The 17,420-nt window shown below is 43.7% G+C and carries 18 protein-coding genes, 7 tRNA genes and 1 riboswitch; of the genes, 13 read left to right on the top strand and 12 right to left on the bottom strand.

The genetic code is table 11. The features are described from left to right. Window positions 1-27 precede the first annotated feature (27 nt). The 5 genes from yfcE (at window position 28) to LIR34_RS09880 (ending at window position 3,528) form a co-directional block, all read left to right on the top strand. A complete protein-coding gene (yfcE, locus tag LIR34_RS09900; RefSeq protein ID WP_161285165.1) occupies window positions 28-573 on the top strand; it encodes a phosphodiesterase in 546 nt (181 codons plus the stop codon). After that, complete coding sequence (locus LIR34_RS09895) at window positions 570-1,721, top strand: THUMP domain-containing class I SAM-dependent RNA methyltransferase (RefSeq protein WP_173902651.1); 1,152 nt, start codon at window positions 570-572, stop codon at window positions 1,719-1,721. Before yfcE ends, LIR34_RS09895 begins: the two co-directional genes overlap by 4 nt. Continuing rightward, window positions 1,721-2,305 carry an XTP/dITP diphosphatase gene (locus LIR34_RS09890; RefSeq protein WP_161285167.1) on the top strand — a complete coding sequence of 195 codons (585 nt, stop codon included), beginning with the start codon at window positions 1,721-1,723 and terminating at the stop codon, window positions 2,303-2,305. Before LIR34_RS09895 ends, LIR34_RS09890 begins: the two co-directional genes overlap by 1 nt. After that, window positions 2,302-2,781: a metallophosphoesterase gene (locus LIR34_RS09885; protein ID WP_173902650.1), complete on the top strand. Its 480-nt coding sequence runs from the start codon at window positions 2,302-2,304 to the stop codon at window positions 2,779-2,781. The genes LIR34_RS09890 and LIR34_RS09885 overlap by 4 nt, the downstream gene beginning before the upstream one ends. Window positions 2,782-2,880: 99 nt before the next feature. Further along, the gene (locus LIR34_RS09880; protein ID WP_173902649.1) at window positions 2,881-3,528 is read left to right on the top strand and encodes a fibronectin type III domain-containing protein; all 648 of its coding nucleotides are present in this window, start codon (window positions 2,881-2,883) and stop codon (window positions 3,526-3,528) included. Window positions 3,529-3,650: 122 nt separating this feature from the next. On the opposite strand, the gene LIR34_RS09875 is transcribed toward LIR34_RS09880, so the two are convergent. The 7 genes from LIR34_RS09875 to LIR34_RS09845 all read right to left on the bottom strand — a co-directional run bounded on the left by LIR34_RS09875 (window position 3,651) and on the right by LIR34_RS09845 (window position 4,300). Next, window positions 3,651-3,732: transfer RNA gene (locus LIR34_RS09875), tRNA-Leu, on the bottom strand. A 46-nt stretch (window positions 3,733-3,778) separates the two neighbouring features. Further along, window positions 3,779-3,851: transfer RNA gene (locus LIR34_RS09870), tRNA-Lys, on the bottom strand. Between the two features lie 11 nt (window positions 3,852-3,862). Then, window positions 3,863-3,934 (bottom strand) — tRNA-Gln (locus tag LIR34_RS09865). Between the two features lie 10 nt (window positions 3,935-3,944). Beyond that, window positions 3,945-4,018 (bottom strand) — tRNA-His (locus LIR34_RS09860). Between the two features lie 5 nt (window positions 4,019-4,023). After that, window positions 4,024-4,097: transfer RNA gene (locus LIR34_RS09855), tRNA-Arg, on the bottom strand. Window positions 4,098-4,121: 24 nt separating this feature from the next. Next, window positions 4,122-4,192 (bottom strand) — tRNA-Gly (locus LIR34_RS09850). A gap of 33 nt (window positions 4,193-4,225) precedes the next feature. Beyond that, window positions 4,226-4,300: transfer RNA gene (locus tag LIR34_RS09845), tRNA-Pro, on the bottom strand. A 275-nt stretch (window positions 4,301-4,575) separates the two neighbouring features. On the opposite strand from LIR34_RS09845, the gene LIR34_RS09840 reads away from it, so the two are divergent. Both LIR34_RS09840 and LIR34_RS09835 read left to right on the top strand, forming a co-directional pair. After that, on the top strand, window positions 4,576-5,310 hold the full coding sequence (locus tag LIR34_RS09840) for a hypothetical protein (protein WP_173902648.1): 735 nt from the start codon (window positions 4,576-4,578) through the stop codon (window positions 5,308-5,310). 169 nt (window positions 5,311-5,479) lie between these two features. Continuing rightward, complete coding sequence (locus tag LIR34_RS09835) at window positions 5,480-5,869, top strand: metal-dependent transcriptional regulator (protein ID WP_173902647.1); 390 nt, start codon at window positions 5,480-5,482, stop codon at window positions 5,867-5,869. A gap of 47 nt (window positions 5,870-5,916) precedes the next feature. Here LIR34_RS09835 and LIR34_RS09830 read toward each other — a convergent pair whose 3' ends face one another. The 4 genes from LIR34_RS09830 to LIR34_RS09815 all read right to left on the bottom strand — a co-directional run bounded on the left by LIR34_RS09830 (window position 5,917) and on the right by LIR34_RS09815 (window position 11,193). After that, window positions 5,917-6,828, bottom strand: coding sequence for a DMT family transporter (locus LIR34_RS09830; protein WP_173902679.1), 912 nt, complete (start codon window positions 6,826-6,828; stop codon window positions 5,917-5,919). Between the two features lie 84 nt (window positions 6,829-6,912). Continuing rightward, window positions 6,913-8,289, bottom strand: a complete 1,377-nt coding sequence (locus tag LIR34_RS09825) for an NCS2 family permease (protein ID WP_161285172.1) — start codon at window positions 8,287-8,289, stop codon at window positions 6,913-6,915. A 36-nt stretch (window positions 8,290-8,325) separates the two neighbouring features. Then, window positions 8,326-9,606, bottom strand: a complete 1,281-nt coding sequence (locus LIR34_RS09820) for an amidohydrolase family protein (RefSeq protein WP_173902646.1) — start codon at window positions 9,604-9,606, stop codon at window positions 8,326-8,328. A 65-nt stretch (window positions 9,607-9,671) separates the two neighbouring features. After that, window positions 9,672-9,769, bottom strand: a riboswitch (purine riboswitch). 191 nt (window positions 9,770-9,960) lie between these two features. Continuing rightward, window positions 9,961-11,193, bottom strand: coding sequence for an argininosuccinate synthase (locus LIR34_RS09815; RefSeq protein WP_161285174.1), 1,233 nt, complete (start codon window positions 11,191-11,193; stop codon window positions 9,961-9,963). Between the two features lie 418 nt (window positions 11,194-11,611). Here LIR34_RS09815 and argC point away from each other — a divergent pair, with 418 nt between their 5' ends. Genes argC through LIR34_RS09795 form a run of 4 tightly spaced genes read left to right on the top strand, consistent with a single transcriptional unit; the run spans window position 11,612 to window position 16,057 of the window. Continuing rightward, window positions 11,612-12,652 (top strand): N-acetyl-gamma-glutamyl-phosphate reductase, encoded by a 1,041-nt coding sequence (gene argC, locus LIR34_RS09810; RefSeq protein ID WP_173902645.1) that lies wholly within the window; start codon window positions 11,612-11,614, stop codon window positions 12,650-12,652. Between the two features lie 48 nt (window positions 12,653-12,700). After that, a complete protein-coding gene (argJ, locus tag LIR34_RS09805; protein WP_173902644.1) occupies window positions 12,701-13,924 on the top strand; it encodes a bifunctional glutamate N-acetyltransferase/amino-acid acetyltransferase ArgJ in 1,224 nt (407 codons plus the stop codon). Between the two features lie 53 nt (window positions 13,925-13,977). Further along, window positions 13,978-14,874, top strand: a complete 897-nt coding sequence (gene argB / locus LIR34_RS09800; RefSeq protein ID WP_161285177.1) for an acetylglutamate kinase — start codon at window positions 13,978-13,980, stop codon at window positions 14,872-14,874. Continuing rightward, complete coding sequence (locus tag LIR34_RS09795; RefSeq protein WP_173902643.1) at window positions 14,861-16,057, top strand: aspartate aminotransferase family protein; 1,197 nt, start codon at window positions 14,861-14,863, stop codon at window positions 16,055-16,057. The genes argB and LIR34_RS09795 overlap by 14 nt, the downstream gene beginning before the upstream one ends. 53 nt (window positions 16,058-16,110) lie before the next feature. Here the strand turns inward: LIR34_RS09795 and LIR34_RS09790 are convergent, their stop codons facing one another. Continuing rightward, on the bottom strand, window positions 16,111-16,485 hold the full coding sequence (locus LIR34_RS09790; protein WP_161285179.1) for a metal-dependent transcriptional regulator: 375 nt from the start codon (window positions 16,483-16,485) through the stop codon (window positions 16,111-16,113). 392 nt (window positions 16,486-16,877) lie between these two features. On the opposite strand from LIR34_RS09790, the gene LIR34_RS09785 reads away from it, so the two are divergent. Continuing rightward, complete coding sequence (locus LIR34_RS09785) at window positions 16,878-17,087, top strand: FeoA family protein (protein WP_173902678.1); 210 nt, start codon at window positions 16,878-16,880, stop codon at window positions 17,085-17,087. 89 nt (window positions 17,088-17,176) lie between these two features. Further along, the gene (locus LIR34_RS09780; protein WP_161285180.1) at window positions 17,177-17,395 is read left to right on the top strand and encodes a FeoA family protein; all 219 of its coding nucleotides are present in this window, start codon (window positions 17,177-17,179) and stop codon (window positions 17,393-17,395) included. The last annotated feature ends 25 nt before the right edge of the window (window positions 17,396-17,420 follow it).

Raw genomic sequence — 17,420 nt, 5'->3', positions numbered from 1 at the left:
GAAAAAAAATGGATAGGAGAAATTATTATGAAATACATGTTTGCATCAGATGTACATGGTTCAGCATTTTTCTGCCGGAAAATGCTGGAGGCATACAGAGAAGAAAAAGCAGAAAGACTGGTACTGCTGGGAGATCTGCTCTATCATGGACCAAGAAACGATCTTCCGAAGGAATATGCGCCGAAGGAAGTGATCGCAATGCTCAATGAGATGAAGAATGATATTTATGCAGTGCGGGGAAACTGTGAGGCAGAAGTGGACCAGATGGTCTTAAACTTTCCGGTAATGGCAGATTATTGCATTCTGGCAATTGACGGACTGACTTTCTACGCCACACATGGACATGTCTATAATGAAAATAATCTTCCGCCTTTCCGGGAGGGAGATATCCTTATTCACGGACATACACATGTTCTCAAGGCAGAGCAGAGGGATGGATATATTCTTCTGAATCCGGGATCTGTATCGATTCCGAAGGAAGGAAATCCACCGACCTACGCGGTGCTGGAGGACAAAGTATTTACAATTAAAGATTTTGATGGAAATATCATCAAGGAAATGAGGCTTGCATGAAATATATGGAACTGATCGCACCCTGTCATTTTGGAATGGAAGCGGTTCTGAAGCGTGAGATCCTGGATCTTGGTTATGAGATCAGCAAAGTAGAGGATGGAAAGGTTACTTTTCTGGCAGATGCGGATGGGATCGCACAGGCAAATATGTTCCTTCGTACTACGGAGCGTATTCTTCTCAAGACAGGAGAATTCAAGGCGGTAACTTTTGATGAATTGTTTGAAAAGACAAAGGCAATTCCGTGGGAAGACTATATTCCGAAGGATGGAAAATTCTGGGTGGCAAAGGCAAACTCCGTAAAGAGTGCCCTGTTCAGCCCGTCGGATATTCAGTCGATCATGAAGAAAGCAATCGTAGAACGACTCAAAAGTGTTTATGGAATCTCCTGGTTTCCGGAGGACGGAGCAAGTTTCCCGATCCGTGTCGCTTTTATGAAGGATGTGGCAACGATTGGAATTGATACTTCCGGTGTTTCTCTTCATAAGAGGGGATATCGTCAGATGACAGTTAAGGCTCCGATCACAGAGACTCTGGCCTCTGCATTGATCATGCTGACTCCGTGGAACAAAGAGAGAATTCTGGTCGATCCTTTCTGTGGAAGTGGAACCTTCCCGATCGAGGCTGCAATGATGGCTGCGGACATGGCACCGGGAATGAACCGTTCTTTCCTTGCGGAGGACTGGAAGCATCTTGTTCCGCGCAAATGCTGGTACGATGCCCTGGAAGAGGCTCAGGACCGCGTAAATCTTGATATTGAGACAGATATTCAGGGTTATGATATTGACCCGGAGGCACTCAAGGCAGCACGTTCCAATGCAAAGATGACAGGAGTGGACAAGCTGATTCATTTTCAGCAGAGAGCAGTCAAAGATCTGAGCCATCCGAAGCCATATGGATTCATTATCACAAATCCACCGTACGGTGAGCGTCTGGAAGAAAAAGAAGCACTTCCGGCATTGTACCGTGAGATTGGAGAAAGCTTCCGTCGTCTGGATAAATGGTCCATGTATCTGATCACATCTTATGATCATACAGAAAACGATATTGGAAAAAAAGCAGACAAAAACCGCAAGATCTATAATGGTATGCTGAAGACTTATTACTATCAGTTCCTTGGTCCGAAGCCGCCAAAGAGGAGGAAAGACTGATGAAAAAAGTAATTTTTGCTACAGGAAATGAGGGAAAAATGAAAGAGATCCGTGAAATTCTCGGAGATCTTGATATTGAACTTCTTTCTTTAAAGGATGCCGGAATTCATGCTGACATTGTAGAAGATGGAAAGACATTCGAGGAAAATGCACAGATCAAGGCAAAGGCAATCTGTGATCTGACAGGAGAGATCGTTCTTGCAGATGATTCAGGACTTGAGATCGATCATCTGAACAAAGAGCCTGGAATTTACTCTGCCCGCTACATGGGAGAGGATACTTCCTATCATATCAAAAACGCAAAGCTGATCGAACGTCTTGAGGGGGTTCCGGATGAAGAGAGAACGGCAAGATTTGTCTGTGCCATTGCAGCTGCCTTTCCGGATGGAAACATCAGAACTGTGAGAGAAGCGATGGAAGGAAGAATCGGATACGAAGAAAGAGGAGAGAATGGTTTTGGCTATGATCCAATCTTTTATCTTCCGGAATATGGTTGTACTTCGGCAGAACTCTCCATGGAAGAGAAAAATAAGATCAGCCACAGAGGGAAGGCTCTGCGTGCTATTAAGGACGTACTTCGATGAAAATCCTTGTAGTCAGTGACAGCCATGGCAGAGATGAAAATCTGGAACAGGCGGTTATGCAGGAAACACCGTTTGATATGCTGATCCACTGTGGGGATGTAGAGGGCAGAGAGATTTTTATAGAAGCATTTATAGAATGTCCCTGCCATATTGTCTCCGGAAACAATGATTTCTTCTCAGACCTTCCAAGAGAAGAGATCATAGAGGTGGGAAACAACAGGATTTTTGTCACTCATGGTCACTATTATGGTGTCTCCATGGATGTTTCAGGAGTCGTAGATGAGGCCAGGGACCGCGGATGTAATATTGCTCTTTTTGGACATACTCACAAGCCGTTTCTGGAGGATATAGACGGTATTCTGACCCTTAATCCGGGAAGTCTTACCTATCCCAGACAAAGGGGTAGAAGACCAAGCTACGCTGTCCTGGAGATGGATGAGAAGGGTAAAATGACAGCGGAAATCAGATATCTGTGAAAATCAGGTTGACACTACACAATAAAAAAGTTACTCTTAAGTTGAGGAAATAAAAGAGGTGGTGGAAATAATATTCAGAAAGTATGGAAAGGAGAATATATGAAAAAATTGAAAAAATTAATGGCGGTATTACTGGCAGTAATGCTTGTATTAGCTGTACAGGTTCCGGTAAGTGCGTATGCCCCATCCAAACCGCGGGTGACATATTGCGGATATTCCGGCAATGGCAAATTAAGGGTACAGTGGACAACACAGAGTGATGCGGACGGCTATCTGATCAAATATTATGATTTGGTAACCGGAGCTGTCAAGAAAGTATATATTGATGAGAATTATGCAAGCGAGTATTCCGAAGTTTATTATACAATAAACAGAGATGGAAACAAGGTAAACCGTGTACTGGTAAGTGCATATTTTTATGATTATAATGGAAACAGAGTGTTCAGTACAGCAACTCAGAAATATGTATGTTCATCAAGAAATGTATCTGCAGGCAATAGTTCCGGCAGAAATATGACAATCAGATGGAAAAAGCTTTATGGAGCCAATGGATACAGACTGTATAGGTCAAAATCAAAAAATTCAGGATATTCCCTCTACAAGACATTGTCAGGAGGTGCGACATCCTGTAAACTTACAGGATTATCAGGGTATACTTATTTTAAACTGATTCCTTACAGAAATGTAAATGGAGGAAAATGGAATCTTCCGATCAGTGCATTTTATACTCATACATATTATTATTAATGTCTGAAGTCCGGTGCAGCGAATAATAAGTCAGTGTTATAGCTGCTGCACTGGTAATCCACCACTAAAAAATGGTTTGTATAAGTTTGAAGAAGAACTTATACAAACCATTTTCTTTCGTGTGCGGATAACAGGACTTGAACCTGCACGTCACAAAACACCAGAACCTAAATCTGGCGCGTCTGCCAATTCCGCCATATCCGCAGAAGAGTAATAAAAAACACTATCATAAAAGTGATAGTGTTTCAAATGAGACATCGGGGATTCGAACCCCGGACAACTTGATTAAAAGTCAAGTGCTCTACCAACTGAGCTAATATCCCATAGTATTAGACTGGGCTAGCTGGATTCGAACCAGCGAATGCAGCAGTCAAAGTGCTGTGCCTTACCGCTTGGCGATAGCCCAAAGGCGAAAGGGTGGATACAGGGATTCGAACCCTGGGCCTCCAGAGCCACAATCTGGCGCGCTAACCAACTGCGCTATACCCACCACAGCGTGCCTGAAGGGATTCGAACCCCCGACCCACGGCTTAGAAGGCCGTTGCTCTATCCAGCTGAGCTACAGACACATTTCTCTGCTTCGCTTACAGAGAAGCGGGTGATGGGAATCGAACCCACGTATCCAGCTTGGAAGGCTGGTGTTCTACCATTGAACTACACCCGCAATTCGCTGAAACGGTAAAAGTTGTTTACAGCATCGGGGTGACAGGATTCGAACCTGCGGCCTCCTGGTCCCAAACCAGGCGCTCTAGCCAAGCTGAGCCACACCCCGCTAACGGTATTTAGTTGTTTGCGCTTTGCTCTGTCGCTCAACGCAAGACATATTATATATTAGGCATATCCAAATGTCAACAACTTTTTTGAATTTTTTTTAAAAAAATTTTCGAAACGCCGCAAAGCCTTATTTTATGCGGGTTTGCGGGCAAAAAAAATTACTTTGATGTCGCTTCTGGTTGGAAAAAATCCATGAAAATGATACAATAAAAATGATTATGCAATACCACGACAGTTGCAGAACAGGACACTCAAATCAGAGGGAGATACAAAATGAACGTACAGGAATTTCAGAACAAATTAAAAGAGATACAGTCTGTTGCCAGAGAAAACGAGAATTCTCTCACGACTGTTCAGATCAGAGATACTTTTGCGGGACTGGAGCTTGATAAGAGTCAGCTCCTTGGAGTACTCAAATATCTGACTTCACAGGGAATTCAGATTGAGGGAATGGAAGAAACGGCTGCAGAAGAGACAAAAGAACCAAAGTATAAGAAGGTTCCGCTGACTCCGGAAGAAGAAGCATATTTTAAGGATTATCTTTCAGAACTTCCGGAGCTTTCCATAGATACAAAGCAGGCTTTTGCAGGACTTGCAGAGGGAAATCCGGAAGCATTACAGGCTCTTACAACCCATTATATGAAAGAAACTGCAAGGATGGCAGCGGATATGAATGCCGAGGAGATTTTTCTTGCGGATTTGATCCAGGAGGCCAATTTATCCCTGATTCAGGCACTGGGAGAGGCCGGAACGGAATTAAGAGATGAAAAATGGCTCATGGGAGAGGTAAGAAAAGGTCTTATCAGGGTTCTGGAGGAACAGACCCAGAGAAAATTTGCAGATGACAGCCTGGTGGCCAGAGTAGAAAAACTGGAAAATGCTGTTCGGGAACTGAATGATGATGAAGATGATAAAAATGCATTCAGTATAGATGAACTTGCGATCATTCTTGACATGAAAGTAGATGAGATCCGAGATGTCCTGCGCCTGACAGGTGATGATAAATAGGAACTTCCTATCACCGAAGGTGATCTGGAATGCATTTTGACCAAGTTACTGCGAACGGAGTGAACAGTAACAGCAATCTTAATGATAAAAACAGTTATCTGCATAACCGCCATGAGAGTTGAAATATGTCGATTTTTATGATAGGATAGCATAAGTGGGAGGTATTTCTATGCAGATTAGAGAATCAGCGGAGGATTATCTGGAAGCGATTCTGGTTTTATCCAAAAAAGGCGAAGGAGTGCGCTCTGTTGACATTGCATCTATGTTGGGGGTTTCAAAGCCAAGTGTCAGTCATGCAATGAAGTTATTAAGAGAAGATGGCTATATCGCAATGGACCGTTATGGTACAGTTACATTGCTTGAGAAAGGCGCAGAGATTGCACATAGAATTTATGAAAGACATACAGTTCTGACCAGGATGCTTGAGGGACTTGGGGTTACACCTGAGAATGCCAGAGCAGATGCCTGCAAGATGGAGCATGATGTCAGCGATGAAAGCTTTGAAAAGATCAAAGAACATTTGACCGCAAAAGGTGAGAATTTACAGGATATGAAATAAAAGAAGGTCGTCACAATCAGAGAAATCTGAAAGTGATGACCTTCTTTTTATGAAATACAGGTGTTGCAGGCTGCTTTTTTCTGAGGCAGCTGAGCGAGGATGATCGCACTGAACATCAGCACACAGCCCAGGATCTCGCGTCCGCTCAGACTCTGTCCCAGGATCAGCCATCCGGCGATTACAGAGATACAGGATTCGAGACTGAGGATCAGAGAGGCTACGGTAGGATTCATGTTTTTCTGACCGACGATCTGCAGAGTGTAGGCAACACCGCAGGACAGGACTCCGGCATAGAGGAGCGGGATTTTGGCAGCAAGAATGCCACTGAGATCCGGGCTTTCAAAGAGCAATGCCGGAATTCCGGAGAGGATGCCGCAGACAAGGAACTGTATGCAGGACATTTTTACTCCGTCCACCAGAGGTGAGAAATGATCGATGACCAGAATATGAAGAGAAAAAAGTACTGCACAGATCAGGACGAGCAGTTCGCCCCTTCCGATGGCGAAGCCCTCACCTGGTGTCAGGCAGAGAAGATACAGGCCACACAGGGAAAGAATCACCGCGATCCAGATGAAGGAACTGCATTTTTTCTTCAGAAAGATCCCGAGTATGGGAACAATGATGATGTAACAGGCAGTGATAAAACCGGCTTTTCCAACAGTGGTATATTTGATTCCAAACTGCTGAAAATTGCTTGCAAGGCAGAGCAGAATACCACAGCAGATGCCTCCGGTGAGTAAGGTTTTGCGCTCTGCCGGGGAAGCTTCAGCCTTTGCCCCGGTGGATTTTGTCCTGCCGAGTACCCAGATGACAGGTAAAAGAGTGACAGATCCCATAAGATTTCGAATGGCATTAAAAGTAAATCCTCCGATGTAGTCCATGCTGACACTCTGAGCAACAAAAGCTACACCCCAGATAGTTGCTGTCAGTAAAAGAAGAAGAGAATTTCTGACAGAAATGGTTTCTTTTTTCATAACAAATGTCTCCTCGTGGTTATAAAATATTTTATGGGGCACCTGGATGCCCCATAAATGCTCCTGAATTTACAGGAAAATATATTTCAGAATAAATACAACAGCAAGAACATACATCAGTACACTAATCTTCTTTTCTTTTGCTTTTCCTGTGACTACATTGATGATCACGTAGGAGATAACTCCCATGGAGATACCTTCGGAAATGCTGTACATAAACGGCATTGCGATGATTGCGATAAAGCATGGAACAGCTTCTGTCATATCATCAAAGTCGATCTTTGTAACAGAGGTCAGCATCAGATAACCAACAATGATCAGCGCCGGTGCTGTGGCAAAGGAAGGGATTGCCAGAAAAATCGGTGAGAGAAGAAGAGAGAGTGCAAACAGGATACCTGAGGTCAGGGCGGTAAGACCTGTGCGTCCGCCTTCTGCAACACCGGAAGCACTTTCTACAAAGGTTGTAACGGTAGAGGTTCCACACATGGCACCTACGGTTGTTCCGACAGCGTCAGAGAGCAGTGCCCCTCTGATCTGAGGAAGTTTACCATCTTTATCAAGCATGTCGGCTTTGGAAGCTACGCCGATCAGGGTTCCGAGAGTATCAAACATATCTACAAACAGGAATGCAAACATGATGACTACAAAATCCAGTGAAAATACAATCGAAAAGTCCATCTTCATAAAGGTTGGAGCCATGCTTGGAATGGAGATTCCGTTTGAAAAATCAGGAAGCAGGCTATAATATCCAAGGTCAGCATTCGGAACATAAAGATGTGTGAGCTGACAGATGATACCGAGGATCCAGGTGATCAGAATACCCCAGAGGATGCCGCCCTTGACATTCTTGGCGAGAAGAATGGCAGTGACCAGGATTCCAATCAGCGCAAGAAGGACTGTGATACCCTGTGAGGAAAATGTTCCATCGGACATGGAAGTCTTAAAGGAAAAGATGCTTACCAGAGTGGAATCATTTCCAATAACGATCTTGGCATTCTGAAGTCCGATGAATGCGATAAACAATCCGATTCCTACAGACACAGCATGTTTCAGGTTCATCGGGATAGAGTTGAAGATCGCTTCACGTACATTGGTGAGGGAGAGCAGGATGAAGATGATACCTTCAGCAAATACTGCTGAGAGAGCCTGCTGCCAGGTATATCCCATACCAAGGACTACTGTGTAAGTAAAGTATGCGTTCAGACCCATTCCAGGAGCGAGAACGAATGGATAATTGGACAGGAGTGCCATCAGACAGCTTGCGATGAAAGCGGACAGCGCGGTGGCAGTAAAGACTGAGCCGCGGTCCATGCCGGAAGCGGACAGGATGTTGGGATTTACGGCAAGAATATAAGCCATTGTCATGAACGTAGTGATTCCCGCCATGATTTCAGTTTTGACATCCGTGTGGTTTTCCTTCAGGTGAAAAAGTTTGTCGAGATTCATATAAATACCCCCTTCATACAGTACACAGTCTGTGTACTAAAAGATTTTATTTCCGGAAACATATTTTCCGGTGATGCATCTGTCATCCGAAAGATAGATCAGCCGTTCAAGCCGCTCCCTTGCCGTTAATGGCTGGGGATGGCGCAGAATACTGTCATCCAGGATGAGAGCATCAAACTCATAGTTTTCCATAAAAGTTCCGACGTTTCCAAAGAAAGCCCCACCTCCCATGGTAGCCATATAAAAGGCTTCTTCCAGTGAAAGTGGTTTCAGGGAATCATCCACAAGTCTCCATCGAAGCTTGGATACCTGGATCGCATCAGCAATCGCACGAAGCATAGACAGAGAATGCCCGCCTGCGATGTCTGTACCCAGTCCAATGCGAAGTCCCTCGTCAAGATAGCGCCTTGCAGGGGCGATACCGGAAGAAAGATTGGTGTTGGACTGTGGACAGTGTGCGATAAATACTCCACGTTTTTTCATGAGAGAGATCTCGGCATCTGAACTGTAAACGCAGTGTGCCATGATCGTCGGACAGTTGGTACCGCCAAAAAGCCCAAACTGATCATATGCCTCTCCATAGAAAGAAGTATTTGGGCACAGTTCGTGCACCCAGGCAATTTCACTCTGGTTCTCGGAAAGATGGGACTGTACCGGAAGACCATAAGTTCTCTGAAGCTCTGCCAGTGCATGCATAAGCGCATCTGTGCAGGAAGGCGTGAAACGTGGTGTGAGAATCGGTTTTACATTCTCGTATTTTTCAGCAGTGTCATTGATCCAGCGGATTGTATCTTTCGCGGAAACAGCAGCACTTTCTTCCTGAAGTTCAGCAGTTCCGTTGCGATCCATGTTGACCTTGCCGATATAGGTTCTGAGACCTGTGTTTTCCATGAGATCCATCAGAAGTTCAGTGGCTTCCACATGCAGAGTCGCAAATATGCAGGCACGGGTGGTGGAGCTTTTTTGGAGATCTTCGGCAAAGATAGAATAAGCCTTCCTGGCATAGGAAAGATCTCTGTACCGGGCTTCTTCAGGAAAGGTGACCTGATTCAGCCATTCCAGCAGTTCCAGATCCATGTGCATACCGTGAAATGCATACTGTGGAGCATGAAGATGAAGATCGTTTATTCCGGGAATGACAAGCTGTTCACCGACATCTCTGACAGGAATTCCGTCAAACTGTGCCGGAAGCTGTGGAAAAACACCGACGGTGCGTCCGTTCTGACAGATAACAAAAGCATTTTCAAAGCAGGTCAGTTTCTCCGGTGCTGTACTGAAGCAGACGGCACCTCTGATGGCAAATGTGGTTGGTTTCATATGGGCTACCTCCTTTTTGTCGGGGATTTCCAGACAAAAAAAATACCGAATATTTATGCCCGAAAAGTTCCCCGAAAGAAACTTATAGATGCAACTATTACGGTAGTTGGTAGAAACGTCCAACCAATTATGGACCTATATAAGTTTGATGTTGTGTAACTGTAAAGATGCAGAACAGTTACGGTTTTTGTTTATAAAATTATTATAAATTAGGAAATGTTTTCTGTCAAATACAAAATCATCAGTTTTGCGGGTAATAATATACAAAAAAAATCTATAAAATTCTATATGCAGAATAAAGAAAAAAATTCCGACAGTCTGATCATTCAGACTGCCGGAAAATAAGAAAGAAGATTATTTGTTATTTTTATTCTGTTCTACTTCCAGTAATTTCATTGCACGAACCTTGAGCGGAAGACCGAACAGGGTGATGAATCCGTCTGCATCGTGGTGATCATACATATCACCGGTTGTGAAGGATGCAAGAGATTCGTTGTACAGGCTGTATGGAGATGTAGTGCCGGCTTTGATGATGTTTCCTTTGTAAAGTTTGAATTTGACTTCACCGGTCACATATTTCTGAGTAGATTCTACAAATGCCTGGATTGCCTCGCGAAGTGGTGTGAACCATTTTCCTTCATATACAACCTGTGCAAACTGGCTTCCAAGTTTCTTCTTGGCTTCCATTGTATCACGGTCAAGAATCAGTTCTTCAAGCTGCTCGTGAGCTGCCATCAGGATAGTTCCACCAGGAGTTTCATATACACCACGGGATTTCATACCGACAACACGGTTTTCTACGATATCGATGATACCGATGCCGTTTTCGCCGCCGAGACGGTTGAGCTCAGTGATGATCTCGGAAACCTTCATGGCTTTTCCGTTGATTGTTTTCGGAACGCCCTCTTCGAAAGTCATGGTGATTTCTGTTTCTTTGTCAGGTGCTTTCTCAGGAGTCACGCTTAAAACAAGCATGTCGTCATAGTTCGGAGCCTGGGAAGGATCCTCAAGTTCCAGACCTTCATGGCTGATGTGCCATAAGTTACGGTCACGGCTGTAGCTGTGGCTTGCATCAAATGGAAGATTGATTCCATGAGCCTGGCAGAATGCAAGCTCGTCATCACGGGACTGCATGGTCCATACATCTGTCATTCTCCATGGAGCAATGATCTTGATATCAGGAGCAAGTGCCTTGATACCCAGTTCAAAACGGATCTGATCGTTACCTTTACCGGTAGCACCGTGGCAGATGGCAACAGCGTTTTCTTTACGTGCAATTTCGACAAGCTTTTTGGCGATAGCAGGACGTGCCATAGAAGTTCCGAGCAGATATTTGTGTTCATATACAGCACCGGCCTGTACACATGGCATGATATAATTTTCACTGAAATCATCTACGATGTCTTCAATATACAGCTTGGAAGCACCGGAAAGTTTGGCTCTCTCGTCCAGACCATCCAGTTCATTACCCTGTCCGCAGTTTACGCAGCAGCAGATAACTTCGTAATCAAATGTTTCTTTCAGCCATGGGATCAGTGCTGTGGTGTCAAGACCGCCTGAGTATGCAAGTACAACTTTTTCTTTCATAATATATTCCTCCTGAAAAATAACGCTTCGCACTTGGCAGATGCGTAAATATTTGTTATGATAAACGATAAAGAATTCTTTGCTTTAGTGTGACTTAGTGGTAAAGCAAAGAAATGGGTTCTGTCGTGCTTTGACAATAGTTAATATACAACAATTGTTATAAATATGCAATAGCAATATGCAAAAAAAATAAAAAAAATTTTTTTGTGGCAAGATAATATTTAAATAGGAAATACATGATAAAATTGGATAAAATCACAAAAATCAGGCATGAAAACCATGAAAATATGTATTGCATATTATGCAACGAAGATGTATAATCTATACAACTTACACGAGAGGATTGTATAAAAATACAAAGTCTCAGGCAGTTATGGACAGGAGATAACTGCTGATTAGTGATTCAGGAGGAAAGAAAATGATAAAAGCAGGAATCATTGGAGCAACCGGTTATGCAGGAAACGAACTGGCAAGACTGCTCCTTGGACATAAGGAAGTAGAAGTGGCATGGTATGGATCAAGAAGCTATATTGATCAGAAATACGCAGATGTATATCAGAATTTTTTCAGACTGATCGATGCGAAATGTATGGATGATAATATGGCAGCACTGGCTGACGAGGTAGATGTGATCTTTACGGCAACACCGCAGGGACTCTGTGCTTCTCTTGTTAATGAAGAGATCCTTTCTAAAGCTAAGGTTATTGACCTGAGTGCAGACTTTCGTATCAAGGATGTAAAGAAATACGAAAAATGGTACGGCATCGAGCACAAATCTCCTCAGTTTATTGAGGAAGCGGTTTATGGTCTGTGCGAGATCAACCGTGAGGAGATCAGGAAGGCAAGACTGATTGCAAATCCGGGATGCTATCCTACCTGTTCTACCTTATCTGTTTATCCGCTTCTCAAAGAAGGACTGATCGATCCGAATACGATCATCATTGATGCGAAATCCGGTACCTCAGGAGCCGGAAGAGGAGCCAAGGTTGCCAATCTTTACTGCGAAGTAAATGAAAATATCAAAGCATATGGCGTGGCAACTCACCGACATACTCCGGAGATAGAGGATCAGCTTGGATATGCATGCGGACAGGAAGTTCTGATCAACTTTACACCGCATCTGATCCCAATGAACAGAGGTATTCTGATAACTGCATATGCTTCTCTTAAGAAAGAAGTTTCCTATGAGGAAGTGAAGGCAGTCTATGACAAATATTATGAAGATGAGACATTTGTGCGTGTTCTGGATAAAGATGTGTGTCCGCAGACAAAATGTGTAGAAGGAAGCAACTATGTAGATGTTAATTTCAAGATCGATCCGAGAACGAAACGTATCATCATGATGGGAGCAATGGATAATCTTGTAAAGGGTGCTGCAGGACAGGCTGTACAGAATATGAACCTGATGTTTGGTTTTGATGAGGCGGAAGGTCTTCATCAGATTCCGATGCTTCCGTAAATACAAAGAAAGCGGAGCACTTTTCATATAACGAGGAGGAAATATATTATGAAAATTATCACAGGTGGAGTTACCGCAGCGAAAGGCTTTCAGGCGGCATCAACGGCAGCCGGGATCAAATATCAGGGAAGAACGGATATGGCAATGGTTTACAGTGAGAAGCCATGTGTGGCAGCAGGAACCTTCACAACCAACATTGTAAAAGCTGCACCGGTAAAATGGGACCAGGAGATCGTATATAAACATCCGACAGCACAGGTGGTCATCTGCAACAGTGGCATTGCCAACGCGTGCACAGGAGAAGAAGGCTTCAGCTACTGCCGGGCAACTGCCAAAGCAGCAGCAGAGACACTGAAGGTAGATGAAAACAGTGTGCTGGTTGCATCTACGGGTGTGATCGGAATGCAGCTTCCGATCGAAAAACTTTCAGATGGTGTCAAAGCAATGGCACCGAAGCTTCAGGGAACTCTGGAAGCAGGAAATGAAGCGGCAAAAGCGATCATGACTACAGACACCAGAGAAAAGGAAGTTGCTGTGCAGATCGAGATCGGTGGAAAGACGGTTACCATCGGCGGTATGTGCAAGGGATCCGGAATGATCCATCCGAATATGTGTACCATGCTTGGATTTGTCACGACAGATGTATGCATTACCAAACAGCTTCTCCAGGAGGCACTGAGCCAGGATGTTAAGGATACCTACAATATGGTGTCTGTTGACGGAGATACTTCTACAAATGATACGGTGCTTCTTCTGGCAAACGGAATGGCAGAAAATCCTGAGATCAGTGAGAAAAATGAAGATTATCAGAAGTTCTGTGAGGCACTGAATTATATCAATACCACACTTGCGAAGAAAATTGCAGGGGACGGCGAAGGTGCGACTGCCCTGTTCGAGGTAAAAATCATCGGAGCGGAGAGTAAGGAACAGGCTGTGACCCTGAGTAAGTCAGTTGTTACTTCTTCTCTTACGAAAGCGGCAATCTATGGTCATGATGCAAACTGGGGAAGAATCCTCTGTGCAATGGGATATTCGGGAGCACAGTTTGATCCGGAAAAAGTAGATCTCTATTTTGAAAGTAAAGCAGGAAAGATCCAGATCATCGAAAATGGTGTGGCAGTAGACTACAGTGAAGAAGAAGCGACAAAGATTCTTTCCGAAGATGCCGTAACAGCGATCGCAGACATCAAGATGGGCGACTGCAGTGCCACTGCATGGGGATGCGATCTTACCTATGATTATGTCAAGATCAATGCGGATTACAGATCATAGGATATCAGACAGCGGCAGCAGTTATAAATAATGGAATCGAGGAGAAATGAAAAATGGTAAATCAGAAATATCTGGACAAGGCAGAAACACTTATCGAGGCACTTCCTTATATTCAGCGTTTTAACCGTAAGATCGTGGTGGTAAAATACGGCGGAAGTGCAATGGTTGATGAAACTCTCAAGGCAAATGTGATCAAGGATGTTGTTCTTCTGAAACTGATCGGGTTTAAACCGATCATCGTTCACGGCGGCGGCAAGGAAATCAGCCGCTGGGTAAACAAGGTAGGAATGGAGCCGCGTTTCGTCAATGGTCTTCGTGTGACAGACAAGGATACGATGGAGATTGCGGAAATGGTTCTTGCAAAAGTAAATAAAGAACTGGTTGCACTGGTAGAATCTCTTGGCGTACAGGCGGTTGGTATCAGCGGAAAAGACGGCGGTCTTCTTCAGTGCCATAAGAAACTCTCCGGAGGAGAGGATATTGGATTCGTAGGGGATATCGAGAAGGTGAATCCGAAAGTTCTTCATGATCTTCTCGAAAAAGACTTCCTGCCAATTGTATTTCCAATCGGATATGATGCAAATTTTGATTCTTATAACATCAATGCAGATGATGCGGCATGTGCGATCGCAGAAGCAGTTCATGCTGAGAAACTGGTATTCCTTTCTGATATTGAAGGTGTATATAAGGATAAGGATGATCCGGACACTCTGATTTCTGAATTACATGTACATGAAGCTGAGAAACTGATCAGTGAAGGCTATGTGGGCGGCGGAATGATTCCAAAGCTGCAGAATTGTATCGACGCAATCGAAGAGGGCGTAAACAGAGTACATATTCTGGACGGACGTATTCCACACAGTCTCCTTCTGGAGATCTTTACAAACAAAGGTATCGGTACTGCTATTTTAAGAGAAGACGGGGAGAAATATTATAATGAGCATGAATGAACAGATGAACCATGCAGAAGAAAGTATTCTGCATACATACAATCGTTTCCCGGTCATGTTTGATCATGGAGAGGGATGTTACCTCTATGACACAGAGGGAAAGAAATATCTTGATTTCGCAGCAGGAATTGCAGTAAATGCACTGGGTTATCATTATCCGGAATATGATGAGGCACTGAAAGTACAGATTGACAAGCTGACGCATATCTCCAATCTTTACTATAATGAGCCGATGAGTGAGGCGGGAGAGAAACTGATCAAGGTCAGCGGACTTTCCAAAGCTTTCTTTACAAACAGTGGTACAGAGGCGATTGAGGGCGCACTCAAGGCAGCACGTAAATATGCTTATACCAAATATGGCAAAGAAGCACAGAAATATGAAATTATCGCGATGAACCATTCTTTCCATGGAAGAAGCATGGGAGCTCTTTCTGTGACAGGAACAGAGCATTACAGAGAGCCTTTCGAGCCTCTGATCGGTGGTGTGAAATTTGCTGATTTTAATGACCTGGAAAGCGTCAAAGCACAGATCACAGATAAGACCTGCGCGATCATCACAGAGGTTGTGCAGGGTGAAGGCGGAATCTATCCGGCAGAGAAGGAATTCCTGGAGGGACTTCGAGCAGTCTGTGATGAAAAGGATATCATTCTGATCTTTGATGAAATACAGTGTGGTATGGGACGTACAGGCTCTTACTTTGCATGGCAGGCATACGATGTAAAACCAGATATCATGACCTGCGCCAAAGCACTTGGCTGTGGAGTTCCGGTAGGCGCATTTGTTCTGGGTGAAAAGGCTGCCGCGGCATCTCTGGTACCAGGAGATCACGGAACCACTTATGGAGGAAATCCGTTTGTATGTGCAGCTGTCAGCAAGGTATTTGATATTTTTGAACAGGATAAGATTCTTGATCATGTGCAGGAATTGACACCGTATCTGGAGGAAAAACTGAATGCACTTGTGGATAAGTATCCGGTTGTTGCTGCCCGCCGTGGAAAAGGTTTTATGCAGGGACTTGTGATAGAGGGTACATCTGTGGGAAGTGTTGTAACAAAGGCACTGGAGAACGGTCTTCTTGTTATTTCGGCAGGAAGTGATGTGCTGCGTCTTGTTCCTCCGCTTATTATCACAAAAGAACATATCGATGAAATGATCGAGAAATTAGAAAAGAGCCTGGCTTAATGCCGGGCTCTTGCTCTGTCTGACAGAAAATTACTTCGTCTCAGATATGTCTGTTATTTTACGCGGTTAAGATCTATATGTTTCTTGATCGCTTCAAAACTTTCGCTGCTTATCACATGCTCGATCTTGCATGCATCACTTGCAGCAACAGTCGGATCCACTCCCAGTTTTGTAAGCCATTCGGAAAGAAAAAGATGACGCTCGTAGATTTTTTCTGCAATGGCACGTCCTGATTCGGTCAGATAAAGATACCCTTCAGGGGAAACTGTGATCTGCTCCGTCTCGCGAAGCTTCTTCATGGCAACGCTGACGCTGGATTTCTTGAAGCCGAGTTCAACAGCAACATCTACGGAACGTACAACCGGATGTGATTTGCTTAAAATAAGGATTGTTTCCAGATAGTTTTCGGCGGATTCGTTTGTATGCATTCTTACACCCCAATTCTGCTGAAAGAAATTATACAATTATCGTAACTGTAGAGGATGTTACCTTCTGAACAGTTACCAATTATCTAATTTCGTATTGCCTATAATAATTCGTAACTGTTCAGTATCCTCACAGTTACGATAATTCTATAATAGCATATTCTTGCATTTCTCACAATAAAAATACAGATAATTCAGGAAAATAAAAGGAAGAGTGTTATATATTACGAATTTTAGTTAATTGAAACGAATATAAGTTTTATGTAACGAAAAAAAGTACTTGACAGCTTACTTACGTTAGAATATACTAACTTACAGAAAAAGGAAGCAGCCTTAAGCTGTGAATTTTTTTAACGAAAAAAATTATCATCACAGAAAGAAGAGTAGATACCATGATGCCACTTACAATGGCCGGAATCGGCGAACTGAACACGATCCAGAAGATTGGTGGAAACGAAGAAACCAGAAGATTCCTCGCAAACCTCGGATTTGTAACAGGGGCAGAAATTTCAGTAGTGTCTGCGATCAGCGGAAATGTGATCGTCAATGTCAAAGATGCAAGAGTAGCAGTCAACTCAGATATGGCAAGACATATTATGATATGATGCCCTTCAAAGCTGCGGGTACCATATACAGGGGAACCGGCAGGATATGAGATGCTAGTTTGATATGTTATGCGGAAAGGAGACAAAAAATGACTTTAGGTGAGGCAAAAGTCGGAAGCACCGTTACGGTAACTAAGATTGAAGGAGATGGTGCATACAAGCGACGTATTATGGATATGGGAATCACCAAGGGAAGCGAAATTTATATCAGAAAAGTTGCTCCGCTTGGAGATCCTGTTGAGATTACTGTAAGAGGCTATGAGTTATCAGTAAGAAAAAATGATGCTCAGTGCGTACAGGTAAAATAAAGATACAAAGAGGGATTAAGGAGGT

It is taken from the genome of Blautia sp. MSK17_66, from assembly GCF_020538025.1.
In the GTDB taxonomy this organism is placed as follows: Bacteria; Bacillota; Clostridia; order Lachnospirales; family Lachnospiraceae; genus Blautia_A.
The sequence above is the reverse complement of the archived record's forward strand: the minus strand, read 5'-3'. Positions and strand labels throughout refer to the sequence as shown.